Below are 13,008 nucleotides of genomic sequence, written 5' to 3'. Positions count from 1 at the left end.
AGGAGAGTCCATGTCCGGAGTGGACGGGTTCGGCTGCCAGCTGCAGCGCAGCGACATGGCCGGCAGCCCGGTCTTCACCGCGATCGCCAACGTCACCAACGTGGGCGGCCCGGAGATCGAACGCGAAACCTACGACGTCACCGACCATTCCAGCCCGGGTGCGTGGCGGGAGTTCATCGGCGGCCTGAAGGACGGCGGCGAAGTCAGCATCGAGGTCAACTACGACCCGCGCGAGCACGACGTGCTGGTCGCCGACTTCGACGACGAGCTGCCGCGCAACTACCGCCTCGTCTGGCCGACGATCACCGCCGCCCAGTGGGACTTCGCCGCGGTGATGACCGGGTTCTCCCCGGAGGGTCCGCACGACGACAAGCTGGCCGCCGAGCTCACCTTCAAGGTGACCGGCAAGCCGGTCCTGAGCTGAAGGGCGGAACGCCATGTCTTTGACCACCAAGATGGTGCTGAACCTGGCCGCGACGCTGACCAGCGCCCAGGCCCTGGCCTCGGCCAGCGTGCCGCTGTCGCTGCGCCAGATCGTCGAGCTGGATGACGGCACCGGCGCAGCCCAGGCCGACCGCACCTTCCAGGGCCGGCGCACCCTGGCCGCCTCCGGCAGCGAAAGCCTGGACCTGGCCGGCGGGCTGACCGACCCGCTCGGCGTCAGCCTCACCTTCGCCCGGATCAAGCTGCTGCTCATCCGCGCGGCCGCGGCCAACGTCAACAACGTGGTGGTGGGCGGCGCGGTCACCAACGCCTTCGCCACCTTCGTCGCAGACCCCACCGACAAGTTCGTCGTCCGCCCCGGCACCACGCTGCTGCTGGCCACCAGCGACGTCGACGCCATCGGCTACACGGTCACCGCCGGCACCGGCGACCTGCTGCAGGTCGCCAACAGCGGCCCCGGCACCCCCGTCACCTACGACATCGTCCTGATCGGAGCATCTGCCTGATGACCACGTCCAGAACCGACACCCCGACCGCCGCCGCCGCGGCGGCGCCGGTGTACCTGACGCGCGAGCAGATCCTGGGCGTCGACGACCGCCAGTTCGAGGACGTGCCGGTGCCGGAGTGGGGCGGCACCGTGCGGGTGCGCGGCCTGCAGGGCAACGAACGCGACCGGTGGGAGACCTCGCTGCTGGACAAGAAGAACCAGATCCGCGAGAACCCGCGCGCCAAGCTGGTGCAGCTGTGCATCATCGACGAGCGCGGCCAGCTGCTGTTCTCCCGCGAGGACATCTCCGCCCTGGGCCGCAAGTCGGCGGCCGCGCTGTCGCGCGTGTTCGAGGTCGCCCAGCGGCTGTCCGGGCTGACCGATGCGGACATGGAGGAACTCGAGGGGGAATGAGGCGCCGCCCCGAGCGGCGCTTCTACTTCAGGCTGGCCTCCCACCTGCACATGACCGTCGGCGAGCTGCTGGCCCGCATCACCTCGCGCGAGCTGACCGAATGGATGGTCTACGAGAAGATCGCCGGGCCGCTCGGCCCGGTCCGCGACGACATCCACACGGCGATGATCGGCTCCTGGGTCGTCAACTCCCAGCGCGGCAAACGGCGGCCGCTGCCACTGTCGAAGTTCCTGCCGTCCTGGTTCGACAAACCGGCGCAGACGCCGGAGGAGATCTACGACCGGATCCGGCAGATCAACGCCGGGCTCGGCGGGACCGACCTGACCGCCCAGCGCACACCTGAATAGCGACCTGCCCGAGGGGGTGAGCCGATGGCCACCCTCAAGACCCTGCTGGTCAAGCTGGGCATGGACACCAAGGCGTTCAAGTCCGGTGTCAACCGCGGCCTGGCCGGGCTCGACTCGCTGGTGTCCCGGGCGGCCAAGCTCAACAGCGTCGCCAAGGCCGGCGGCCTGGCCATCCTGGGCGGCCAGGCCGTCCAGCTGACCGCCGCGCTCGTGCCGGCGGCAGGCGCGATCCTGGCGCTGCCCGCGGCGATGGCCACCGCCAAGGCCGCCGCGCTCACCCTCAAGGTCGGTATGGCCGGCGTCGGCGAGGCCATGTCGGCCGTCGCCGAGGGCGACAGCAAGAAGCTGCAGGAGGCGCTCAAGGAGCTGTCGCCGGCGGCCGCCGCTTTCGTCAAGGAGACCGCCTCGCTGAAGGCGAAGGCGTTCGACCCGCTGCGCGCCGCGGTGCAGGACAAGCTGTTCGACCGGCTGGTCGGGCCGCTGAAGACGGCCGCCGCCGCGGTGCTGCCGACCGCGAAGGCAGGCATGGTCCGTGTCGCCGGCGCGATCAACGGCATGGGCCGCGAAGCGCTGCGGGTGGCCGCGACTCCGTTCTTCCGCGGCCAGCTCGCCCAGGTGTTCACCGGCACCGCCAAGACCGCCACCATCCTCAAGCGCGGCGTCGAACCGCTCATCGCCGTCGTGTTGCGGCTGTCGAACCTGGGCTTGCCGCTGGTGCAGCGGATGGCCGGCTGGGCCGTCGAAGGGGTCAAGAGCGCCGCGGCGTTCCTGAAGTCGAAGGACGGCGCCGAGCAGATGGCCGGCATCGTCCAGCGGGCCGGCGACACCCTGGCGACGCTCGGCCGGATCGGCAAGAACATCGGCGTCGGCCTAGCCGGCTTCTTCAAGGGCGCCAACACCGAAGGCGGCGGCCTGCTGAGTACCATCCAGCAGCTGACCGCCCGGTTCGCCGCCTGGGCCCAATCGGCCCAAGGCCAAGAGCAGATCGGGCAGGTGTTCACCTTCCTGTCCCAGGCCGCGGCCGCGCTCGGCCCGATCCTCGGCCTGCTGGTCGGCCCGCTCGGCGCGGTGGTGGGCTGGTTCAGCTCGCTGCCGGCGCCGGTGCAGTCGGCGGCCGCCCAGGCGCTGGCCTTCACCGTGGTGGCCGGCGCCATCGCCAGCAAGCTCGGCCCCGTCGTCACCGGCGTGGCCGCTCTGGCCGGCGGCATCCGCAAGGCGGTCCCCGCGATCAAGTCGATGATCGGCGCCAGCAAGCTCCTGGTCGTCGCGATCCGGGCCATCGGCGCCGCGATCGCGGGCAACCCGATCGGCCTGATCATCACCGGGCTCATCCTGCTCGGCACCGCCCTCTACACCGCATACCAGGAATCCGCCAAATTCCGCGAAATCGTCGACGGCGTCTTCTCATTCCTCAAGCAGGCTTACACCACCTACATTCAGCCGTTCATCGCCGGAATCGGCGAACTCATCGGCGCCATCATCAACGGCGACTGGGGCAGAGTCGGCGAGCTGCTCCGGGGGGCCGCGCAGCAGGTCGTCACCTGGCTCGGCCAGGTCGGCGAAAGTATCGGGAAATGGCTTTCTGACCTTCCTGGCTGGATCGCGGGAAAGGCCGCCGTCCTGGGCGAATCCCTGCTCGCATGGATCAAGGAAACGGCGCCGAAGATTCCACCCGCTTTGGAGCAGCTCGGCCACAAGATAGCCGAGTGGGCGAAGGGGCTGCCCGACAAGATCCGGCAATGGATCGGGAACGGCGAAAAGCTCATCAACTGGCTCAAGGAGTGGGGGCCGAAAATCGCAGCCGGACTGGCGCTCGCGGTCGGAGTCGCCGTCCTCGCCATCCCCACCATTATGGCCAGTTTGGCGGCTGCCCTCCTTTATGCGGTCGGGGTCGCCATCGCCGAACTGGCCAAAGAGATGAGGGCCAAATTCGATCAGGCGATGGCACAGGCGGGAAAGGCCGTGCAAGACGGCGCCGCCAAGGTCATCACGTGGTTCAAGGGGCTCCCGGGCAGGGTCAAGACGGCGCTCGGCAACCTCGGCACCCTGCTGCTCCAGGCCGGCAAGGACGTCGTCGCAGGTCTCATCAACGGCATCCAGGCCAAGGCCGGCGAACTCGCCGCCGCGGCGAAGGGCCTGGCGGACCAGATCATCGGCACCGTCACGGGTAAGCAGGGTGTCGACACGGGCTCCCCCAGCCGCGTTTTCGACCAGATCGGCCGCTGGACCGTCCAAGGCCTCATCCAAGGGCTTACAGCCGAGCAGGGCAAGGCCGTCGACGTCGTCAAGCGCATGGTGGAGAAGATCAAGGCCGCGTTCGGGTCCAAGCCCGACGTAGCCGATCACCTGATCGCGTTCGTGACGAAAGGCAACGACAGCCTCGCCGCCCTCGCCAAGCAGCGCGAGGACCTGGTGGCCAGGCTCGCCGAGGCGAAGGAGAAGGCGAAGACCATCGCCGGCGACGCCAAAGACTGGGCCTCCATCACCGGCCTGACGGAGGAGGAGCTCAACTCGGGCAACTTCGCCGGCGCATTGAAAGATCGCGCCCAGCAGATCAAGGACTTCGCCAACAACATCAAAGAGCTCGCCAAGCGCGGCCTCAACAAAGAGACGTTGCGGCAGATCATCGACGCCGGCGTCGAGGGTGGCGGCAGCCTGGCCGAGATGCTGGTCGGCGCGCCCGGCAGCGAAATCAAGGCCATCAACAAGGCCCAAGCCCAGATCGACAAGCTGTCGAAGACCTTGGGCAAGACCGGCGCGGACGCCCTCTACGACGTCGGATCCAAGGCGGGCGCCGGCTACCTGAAAGGCCTACAGGACAGTCTGGCGAAGCTGGACGCCGAAATGACGAAGATCGTCAAGGCGCTGGTGAAGGCAATCAAGAAAGAACTCAAGATCAAATCGCCGTCGCAGGTGATGGCGGACATCGGCATGCAGACCATCGCCGGTCTGGCGCTCGGCATCACCTCCGCCGCCGGGCAGGCCCTGGGCGCCATCGCCGGCGTCGCCGCCAGCGTGACCGGCCAGGCTGCCGCAGGCCTGGCCGACGACACGTTCGGCCTGGCGATCAGCGGCACCGACGCTCGCCAGCAGGCGGTCGCCCGCTCCGCCGGCAGCCGGGCCAGATCTGACAGCACCACGCCCGGCACGTCCGGCGGCGTGACGATCCAGGTCGACATGTCCGGCTCCACCATCCAGGAGAAGGCGGACGTGCCCGCGCTGGCGACGGAGATGGGCTACCAGGTCCTCGCCATCATCTAGCACTACTCCTCATCGAAAGGCGGTTTTCGCGTGCCCGGAAACGATGGCGGACTGTCGTTCGCCGAGAAGATCAAAACCATTCAGGTGGCGACGGGCCGGTCCCGGCCGGTCCGCCGCGAACGCCGCGACCAGGCGGGCCGCATCGTGCGCACCGTGACCGAGGTGACCGAGTCCGGGTGCATCGCCACCACCCGCAACCGCACCTCCGACACGGGCGACCATCAGGACGTCCACATCCAGGCACCGCTCATCACCGCGAAGGGGGCGATCTCGCAGTGACCTCGAGGAGGATGGCCCGCGAGCTGCGGGCGGAGGCGGAGCTGCTGGAGGCGTGCGCCGGCGAGCAGGAGGCCCTGGCCGCAGCGAAGGACGCCTACGCGGAGGACCCGTCGCCAGAGAACAGCGTGGCGCGGCGGGCGGCGATGGAGCAGATGCGGAAGGTCCGCGGCTGGATCCGCGCCGTCGCCCGCATCAAGCAGCTGCGCCAGGACCTCACCCGCGACCTCGACGCTGGCCTGCGGGCCGCGATCGAGCGCGAGATTGAACGCCTTGAAGCCGACTGGGGACCGCTCATCGCCGAACTCGAAGCGATGCAGTCGGGGCCGCCACCGGAGCCCGGTGACGCAGTTGTTCACGTTCAACCTGTGCGCGGTAGGGGCCGCGCCATGCGACCTGGAGGTGCCTGATGCCATCTGTTCTGTATGAGATCACCGCGCAATACGGTCCCGGCGGCTGGGCGGTACTCGCCGAGGTGGAAACCAGCCTGGCTAGAGCTTTCACGATCAATCAGATCCGCTGCTACAACCTCGGCAGCGTGTCGCGCACGTTCACCTTCAACTTCCCCGGACTTCCACAGTTTGCGGTCGGCGTGGGCGCCAGCGCGGTGGGGACCGCTCACTACAGCGCCTATTGGCCCAACACCAGCCTGCAATTGCTTTTCGGCATTTGGGGTTCGGACCCAGCACTCAAGATGTTCAACATGGCCGGATACGCCGAGATCAACCACACCCACGTCTCGGTGTCGTAGGAGGCTTGCATGGCTTGGAGCGCATCCGGTTTGTTCGTGGCCACCCACGTTGACCAATGGGACGTCACCAACCTCGCGATCGATCTCGGCGCAGAGGACGGCAAGCTCGCACTGTGGGGTTCGGCGGTCACGCCGAACTTCACCACCGACACGGCCTATGGTGTCGCCCCGTGGAACGCGGGCGAATCCAGCGGGGCGGGGTACACGGCGGGCGGCCCCACGCTCACCCTCACCACGCTGACTGCCGCGTCTGGGTCGATGGTGTTCGACGCCGAAAACGTGCAGCTCAACAACTCGACGATCATCGCCGAGGGCGCGTTGCAGTACTGGCCGCTCAAGTCCAACCGGGCGTTTCTCGCGGTGTGGTTCGGGGCGCCCAAGGAGACGCAAGACGGCACTTTCCTGATCACGTGGCACGCGTCCGGGATCGCCGTGCTCGACTGCAGCCCGTAGGAGGACGTCGTGGCTACCGGAACCATCCCCCTGGCGACCGCCGCCGCCACCCTGCCGGACGGGTCGGCGTCCAACGCCGCCCCGGCGATCCAGCGCGTGAAAAGCTCGGCGGCGGCGCCGACCCCGTATCTGATGCAGTTCGCGTTCGACTTCAGCACGCGCGAGCAGGTGATGTGGTCGTTCCGGATGCCCGCCGACTACGGGTCCGCACCCGTCCTGAAGGTGCAGTGCAAGACGGCGGCCACCGCAGGGAACACGGTGTTCGAGGCGCGCCTGGCGGCGGTCACCCCGGCGGACGCGATCGACGTCAACACCAAGGGTTTCGCCGCCGCCAACACCAGCGCGGCCACTGCGGTCCCGGCGTCCGCGCGGCGGCTGTTCGAGATCTCCATCACGCTCACCAACGCCGACAGCGTGGCCGCGGGTGACTTCGTAGTGGTCTATCTGGCTCGGGACGCGGGCAACGCTGCCGACACGGTCGACGCCACCAAGATCGAAGTCGTCGCCGTCACCTTGGAGTACCAGACCGCGTAGGGGGTGACCTGTGGCGCGCACTTTCGCCTCCGCCAGCAGCTCTGTCAACGTCAACACGGGCGCCTTGTCGGGGCAGACCACGGCAGGCACCTATGTGGCGGTGATACGCCGCAACGGCACCGTCATCTCCACCACATTAAGCATGTTCGCGACGGCGGTCCGCGTCGCCGAACTCGCCGTGACCACCTCCACGAACCTCCTGAGGTTGCGCTCGCAGACAACCGCGACCGAATCCCAGTTCACCGTCACCTCGGCCGACGGCTGGGTGCTGGTGGCCGCCACCAAAGCGGCCGGCAACGGCGTCGCCGCACGCATGCACAAATACGTGTACAGCACGGGCACGTGGACGCACCAGGCTGGCACCGGCACCAACGACGACTTCGGCCCGTCCGTCACGTCGATGACGATTGGTAGCTCATCCGACTCCGACATCGCAGCCGCCGGCGTCTGGAACCGCGTCCTCACCGACGGCGAGATCGAGAACCTCGCCCACTCGCTGACTGCGTGGATCTCGGCCGCGCCGCAGGCCATGTGGGTGCTCGACCAGTCCGACATCGCTCAGACCGTGCTGGACTGGACCGGCAACGGGTCGAACCAGACGTCGATCAACGGCACCACGGTGGCCGCCTCCAGCGCGCCGATCGGGTACGGCGCACCCGTGACCGTGATGCCGCACCAGTCGGTGCCCGTCACCGTCGAGCCAGGCGTGCTGGCCGCGCCGTGGTCGCTGCCGGCCCCGGGCATCTCCCTCGGGTTGAACACGCAACCTGGGGCGATCCTGGCGAGCTGGGGGCTACCAACGCCGGACGTTTTCGTCGGCGACTCACCGCCGACGAACGTGCAGCCCGACCAAATCCCGGCCGTCTGGTCCGTGCTCACGCCGACGGTGACGACGAACAAGAACGTCGCGGTCACCCCCGACCCGATCATCGCCCCGTGGACGCTGCCTGCGTTCACGGTGACGGTTCCGGTGAATCCTGGCGACGACCTCGACGGACCCGGCCAACTCTCCTACAACGGGTTCCGGATCGGGAGCGGAACCGTGTACCGGCTGAACGAGCTCATCGGTGCCGACATCGACATGCCCGACCTCGACGACGGCGACGTTGAAAACCCCAACAGCGACGGCGCGATGCCTGGCGAGAAATACTCGTTGCCCAGGAACATCATCTTCTCCGGCAAGGTCAGCGTCCCCAAGGACCAGATGCGTGAAGTGATGGAAGCCTGGCGGCAGAACCTGCCGAAGCCGATCGCTGACGAGCAGGTGCCGATCGCGATGCAGATTGCGGATCAGATATACATCGCGTACGGGGTGGTGATCAAACGCACGCCAGGCCCGATCGATATCCGGTACCGGATCGGGTACACCGACAAGCTGCTCGCACAGTTCAAATGCGCCGATCCCCGCCTCTACTCGCGGGCGCTCGGCAACGCCACCATCGGCGACGGCCAAACGATCGAGGTCACGAACTTCGGCAACACGCCCACCCCGCGTGTCCGGTTCCGCTGCCCCGGCCCGGCCACCACACCGCTCCTCGAAATCGTCGGAACCCTCCCGGACGGCAGCCAGGACGTCAGGGTGATCCAATTCAATCTCACCGTCGCCGCGGGCAAGCAGCTCGAGATCGACGTATTCGCCGGGAACGCGCTCATCGATGGCGTCTCGCAGATGAGCCATCTCACCGGCGCGAGCATCGGCGTGCCGGACTTCGTGCTCGGCCCGGGGGTCAGCGCGATCACGTACGAGACCTCGACAGGGACCGCACCGGCCGCGGTCGCCTTGTGGGAGCACGCCTGGCAATGACCCTGAGGGGGTGAGCTCATGCCCGCCACCCCCGTAACCGCCTCCGTACGTACGGCGGCCGGCCAGGGCCCGTTCACGGTTCCGGTCCCGGCCGGGCTCACCTCCAAGAACGGGCTGCTCGCGTTCCTGGTGAGCACGGGGCCGTTGCCGGTGGCGATCACGGGCGGCGGCACCTGGCAGCGGATCGGCCGCATCCAGAACCTGCCCGGCACCATGCAGGCCCTGGACGTGTGGTGGAGGCCACAGGCGACCGGCACCGAGCCCAGCGTCTACAACGTCGACCAGGGGGCGACCTCGCGCGCCGCCGTCATCCTCGTACCGATGCAGGGCGCCGCCACCACCCCGCCCCAAATCGTGCCGACCGGCGTCACAACCGGGCCAGCCGTTGTCACCCCCGGCGCGGTCCCGGCCACGCCCAGCGGGATCGAGTTCCGGTTCGCCGCCGGCCTCCCCTCCACCTCCGTCACGATCAACTGGTCGCAGCCGGTCGGGTTCACGGAGCTGGGCGACGTCCAATCCGGCACCAGCGTGTCCGGCGCGGTGGTGTGGCGGCCTATCACCTCCACGGCCGCCCTCGGCACGGTCGCCCACATCGTCGGCGGCGGCGCGTCCCTGCAGGCCGGGTCCGGGTTCACCGTCCTGGTCGCGTCCGGGCCTGAGCACGAGACGCCGACCCCGCCGTCATTCCCGGCGTTCACGCCGGCCCGGGGTGTGACGCGGTGGCGGTACACGGTGCACGACGCGCTGACCGGCTCCTACTACGGCGACATCTACCCGCGTGATCCGTCCCTGGACTGCCGCATCGGGGAACCAGGCCAGTTCTCCGCCCAGCTGCCGATGCCGAACCCGAAGATCGCCGCCCGCTACAACGAGATCTTCCCGCGCGACATCGACGACCTGACAGGCGGCCCGGGCAGGCTCGTGGTGCACCCGTGGCGCGACGGGGTGCTCTACCCCATCTACTGGCTGCACACCACGGTCACCGAGCAATCGGAGCGCGGCGGCGTCGTCATGAACCTGCAGGGCTGCACCCTGGACGGCTACCCGCACCAGGTATGTCTCACCGCGCCGTTCTTCGCCGGCGGCGACCAGCTGGACGCCGCCCGGCAGCTCATCCTGGAGATGCAGTCCACCCCGGCCTCCAACATCGGCCTCGCGTTGCAGGCAGGCGCGTCCGGTGTGAACAGGAACCTCGAAGGGAAGATCGACGACCGGTTCGGCGATCTCCTCCAGAACTTCGCCCGCTCCGAGGTCGGGTTCGAGTATGTGGTCAACAACCGCGTCTCCGGCGGCGCGATCTTCCGGAATCTGGAGTTCGGCGCACCCAAGCTCGACTTCCCCAACGTCGTGCACGTGTTCACTCAGGCCAGGCAAGGCACCGCTGGGGATATCACCGGCTGGCGCGAGGAACGATCCGCGATGCGCGGCGGCACCCGGTGGGCCATCATCGGCGGCACCCCGGCCGGGGACGGATCCGTCGCCGGCACCCCGGTCCGGTCCACGCTCATCACGACTCCGCACATCGCGGCTGGCCATCCCATCTACGACCGTCGCCTGCAACACCCGACCCAGTCCACGGATCAGACGACGATCAACCAGTACGCGCAGTACTGGGCGGCCCGCGCCGCTGGCGCGGCCCGCGTGTTCTCCGCCGACGTCATCTTGGGCAAGGGCTCGACGCTCGGCCCCACCTCGCTCGGCGAGTACGTGCGGTTCATCCTCAACAACCCCCGCTACCCGATCACCGCGCAGGGCGCGGCGTCCTTCAACCTCAGTCAGCGACTGATCGGCTGGCAAATCCGGCCCGCCCGACGCCGCCAAGGCAAAGACCTCGCCACGCTGATCACCGCCCAGGAGGCCGCCGAATGACCAACCGATTCGATCCCCTCCCTACCGACTCCAACCGGCTCCACCGCGAGCTGGAGAAGCGCGTGGAGGCGCTAGAGGCGCGGGCCGGTCTCCGCGACCCCATCACAGAGCTGTCCCTCGGGGTGATCCTGCGAGGAATGGCAGCACCCGACACGTCCGGGCTGCCCGCGACGGACGGCAAGGTGTACGTGAAAGGCGGCCGCCTAACCTTCCGCGGCGGCGGCAACGCCGTCGAGGTGCAGCTGGTGCCGATCCCGAAGGCCGGCCACGTCAACGACGTCACCGGCACCGCCGACGACACCTACGGCACCGTCGAGCGGGACATCCTCAACGCTCTGGTGTTCGCGGTCAACTCGATGCTGGCCAACTTTCAGTTGGTCGACCTCATGGGCTGACGCCCCTCCGCTAGGCGCAGCCGCCTGCCGCCCGCTCCTCCCGCACGATCTGATCGATCGTCTTCGTCCGGTACGGCTGCAGCATCTCCGCCGACGGCTGGAACCGCCACCGGCCGCCCTGGTAGGCGAACGTGTAGGTCTGCACGAGGATCGACCGGACCGCGCGGACGCTCGCCCGCGCACCGGAGATGGTCACCTTCTGGATCTGCCAGCGCAGACCCTGCGCGGCCGACGGGCACAGCCGGAAGCGGCGCACGTAATCCTTGCGGGAGACCACCTTCTTGGCCTGGCTTGTCCACATGTCCCAGAACTCGCCGTACTCGCCGGCCCCGTAGGCGTCGAACGCCTGCTCGGCGACCTTCCGCACGGCCGCTTGGGTACGGGGCTGCACCGGCTTGGGCGACGGGCTGGCCGCCGCGCTCGGCGCCGCGCTCGGCTTCCCGGCCGGCGACGTGGCGGCCGCGGCCGCGGAGCTCGGCGTCGCAGTGGGCCGGGCGACGAGCAGCACCGCCAGGACCACGGCCACGAGCGTGGCCACCACGGCGACCATGACCGCGACCAGCGCAATCGTCCGGTCTCTGCCCGCCGGCCTCTTCGAGCGCTGCGTCCGCGGCTCGTCGTACACGGGATGGCTCACCGCTGCCTCCAGCGTCTACGGGGACTAGTGAGACGCCCGGGACAGCTGACCGGTTGACCACGTGGCCGGATCCGGCCACCTCGCACGAGATGAGGTGTCCGTGACCGACCAGCAGCCACCCGGCGACCTTCACCTGGCCCTGGCCAAGCTGTCCGAGATCACCGCGGTGGGGCTGGCCGAGATCAAGGGCCAGGTCGCGTTGCTGCTGCAGCGGGCCGATCATTCCGACTGGAAGGTCGAGGAGCTTTCCCGGCGGGTTGAAGCAGACCGGGCGTCCGCGGCGGCCGCGACCGAGGCGCTGGAGAAGCGCGTCGACGCGGTCGAGCGTGACGGGGTGACCCGGCCCCAGCTCGCTGAAAGCCGGCGCCAGATCATCGGCGTGGTCAGCGTGATCGTCGCCGTTATCAGCGTGATCGTCGCCGTCGTCGGCATCGCCATCGCCCGCGGCTAACCCATCAGGAGGACCCTGTGAGACTCGTCCAGGCCCGCTGGTTCCACCGCGGCCGCATCTCTCCGATCAGGTTGATCGTCGTGCACTCCATGGAATGGGTGGAGCGGGCTACCACGGCCGAGGAGTGCGCGCGCATGTTCGCGACCATGAACCGGCAGGCCAGCGCGCACGCCTGCGTCGACGCCGACAGCGTGGTCAGATGCGTCCGGGACCAAGACACTGCCTGGGCCGCGCCCGGGGGCAACAGCGACGGGCTACAGCTGGAGTTGGCCGGTTTCGCCCGCCAGAGCCGGAAGGAGTGGCTGGACGCCTACGGCAACGCCATGCTCGGCCAGGCCGCCGGCGTCATCGCCGGCTGGTGCCGCGCTCACAAGATCCCGGTGCGGAAACTGACCCGCGCCGAGCTGCGCGCCGGCAAGCGAGGCATCACCAGCCATGCCGACATCAGCGCTGTCTACCGGCGCACCGACCACACCGACCCCGGAACCAGTTTCCCCTGGGACGTGCTGCTCGGCCTCGTGAAGGACGAGCTGGGCGGCAAGGACGACGGCCGCGACGACGTCGACGTCCCCGACTGGAAGCGGCCGCTGTCCTGGCCGCCCACCACCAAGGGCGACGACGTCCGGATGTGGCAGCGGCAGATGCGCAAGCGCGGCTGGAAACTCGACGTCGACGGCTGGTATAGCGGCGCCGACGAAGAGGTCTGCACCGCGTTCCAACGGGATTCGAAGGGCCTCACGCCCACCGGCGAGGTCGACGAGCGGACCTGGCGCGCCGCCTGGACCGCCCCGATCACATGATCGACAACTTGGTCCGGCTGTACCTCCTCCGGACGGCACGGGCCACCCCACCCCGCGGCGAGACCGCAACCTCAACCCCTATGGA

Annotated in this window: 16 protein-coding genes; 15 read left to right on the top strand and 1 reads right to left on the bottom strand. The window is 68.8% G+C overall.

Going from position 1 to position 13,008, the window contains the following annotated elements:
• Positions 1-10: 10 nt before the first annotated feature.
• From OHA25_RS08520 to OHA25_RS08460, 13 genes are read left to right on the top strand one after another with little or no spacing between them, the layout of a single operon-like run.
• Complete coding sequence (locus tag OHA25_RS08520; RefSeq protein ID WP_327587040.1) at positions 11-424, top strand: phage tail tube protein; 414 nt, start codon at positions 11-13, stop codon at positions 422-424.
• 13 nt (positions 425-437) lie between these two features.
• Positions 438-950, top strand: a complete 513-nt coding sequence (locus OHA25_RS08515) for a hypothetical protein (RefSeq protein ID WP_327587039.1) — start codon at positions 438-440, stop codon at positions 948-950.
• The gene (locus OHA25_RS08510) at positions 950-1,345 is read left to right on the top strand and encodes a hypothetical protein (protein ID WP_327587038.1); all 396 of its coding nucleotides are present in this window, start codon (positions 950-952) and stop codon (positions 1,343-1,345) included. The genes OHA25_RS08515 and OHA25_RS08510 overlap by 1 nt, the downstream gene beginning before the upstream one ends.
• Complete coding sequence (locus OHA25_RS08505; RefSeq protein ID WP_327587037.1) at positions 1,342-1,692, top strand: phage tail assembly protein T; 351 nt, start codon at positions 1,342-1,344, stop codon at positions 1,690-1,692. The genes OHA25_RS08510 and OHA25_RS08505 overlap by 4 nt, the downstream gene beginning before the upstream one ends.
• Before the next feature lie 24 nt (positions 1,693-1,716).
• Positions 1,717-4,953: a hypothetical protein gene (locus OHA25_RS08500; protein ID WP_327587036.1), complete on the top strand. Its 3,237-nt coding sequence runs from the start codon at positions 1,717-1,719 to the stop codon at positions 4,951-4,953.
• Positions 4,954-4,983: 30 nt separating this feature from the next.
• The gene (locus OHA25_RS08495) at positions 4,984-5,232 is read left to right on the top strand and encodes a hypothetical protein (RefSeq protein ID WP_327587035.1); all 249 of its coding nucleotides are present in this window, start codon (positions 4,984-4,986) and stop codon (positions 5,230-5,232) included.
• Positions 5,229-5,639 carry a hypothetical protein gene (locus OHA25_RS08490; RefSeq protein ID WP_327587034.1) on the top strand — a complete coding sequence of 137 codons (411 nt, stop codon included), beginning with the start codon at positions 5,229-5,231 and terminating at the stop codon, positions 5,637-5,639. Before OHA25_RS08495 ends, OHA25_RS08490 begins: the two co-directional genes overlap by 4 nt.
• On the top strand, positions 5,639-5,980 hold the full coding sequence (locus OHA25_RS08485) for a hypothetical protein (RefSeq protein WP_327587033.1): 342 nt from the start codon (positions 5,639-5,641) through the stop codon (positions 5,978-5,980). Before OHA25_RS08490 ends, OHA25_RS08485 begins: the two co-directional genes overlap by 1 nt.
• A 9-nt stretch (positions 5,981-5,989) precedes the next feature.
• The gene (locus tag OHA25_RS08480) at positions 5,990-6,433 is read left to right on the top strand and encodes a hypothetical protein (RefSeq protein ID WP_327587032.1); all 444 of its coding nucleotides are present in this window, start codon (positions 5,990-5,992) and stop codon (positions 6,431-6,433) included.
• 9 nt (positions 6,434-6,442) lie between these two features.
• Positions 6,443-6,967, top strand: coding sequence for a hypothetical protein (locus OHA25_RS08475; RefSeq protein ID WP_327587031.1), 525 nt, complete (start codon positions 6,443-6,445; stop codon positions 6,965-6,967).
• Between the two features lie 10 nt (positions 6,968-6,977).
• Entirely contained in the window at positions 6,978-8,771 is a 1,794-nt protein-coding gene (locus OHA25_RS08470; RefSeq protein ID WP_327587030.1) for a hypothetical protein, read from the top strand.
• A gap of 18 nt (positions 8,772-8,789) precedes the next feature.
• Positions 8,790-10,640, top strand: coding sequence for a hypothetical protein (locus tag OHA25_RS08465; protein WP_327587029.1), 1,851 nt, complete (start codon positions 8,790-8,792; stop codon positions 10,638-10,640).
• Entirely contained in the window at positions 10,637-11,035 is a 399-nt protein-coding gene (locus tag OHA25_RS08460) for a hypothetical protein (protein ID WP_327587028.1), read from the top strand. The genes OHA25_RS08465 and OHA25_RS08460 overlap by 4 nt, the downstream gene beginning before the upstream one ends.
• A 10-nt stretch (positions 11,036-11,045) precedes the next feature.
• Here OHA25_RS08460 and OHA25_RS08455 read toward each other — a convergent pair whose 3' ends face one another.
• Entirely contained in the window at positions 11,046-11,672 is a 627-nt protein-coding gene (locus OHA25_RS08455; RefSeq protein ID WP_327587027.1) for a hypothetical protein, read from the bottom strand.
• Between the two features lie 100 nt (positions 11,673-11,772).
• Here OHA25_RS08455 and OHA25_RS08450 point away from each other — a divergent pair, with 100 nt between their 5' ends.
• Together OHA25_RS08450 and OHA25_RS08445 are read left to right on the top strand one after the other, a co-directional pair.
• The gene (locus OHA25_RS08450; protein WP_327587026.1) at positions 11,773-12,123 is read left to right on the top strand and encodes a hypothetical protein; all 351 of its coding nucleotides are present in this window, start codon (positions 11,773-11,775) and stop codon (positions 12,121-12,123) included.
• Between the two features lie 17 nt (positions 12,124-12,140).
• Positions 12,141-12,923 carry a peptidoglycan recognition protein family protein gene (locus OHA25_RS08445; RefSeq protein WP_327587025.1) on the top strand — a complete coding sequence of 261 codons (783 nt, stop codon included), beginning with the start codon at positions 12,141-12,143 and terminating at the stop codon, positions 12,921-12,923.
• Positions 12,924-13,008: the final 85 nt, after the last annotated feature.

This window comes from Nonomuraea sp. NBC_00507 (assembly GCF_036013525.1).
GTDB lineage: Bacteria > Actinomycetota > Actinomycetes > Streptosporangiales > Streptosporangiaceae > Nonomuraea.
This window is presented reverse-complemented; position numbering and strand designations above follow the sequence as displayed.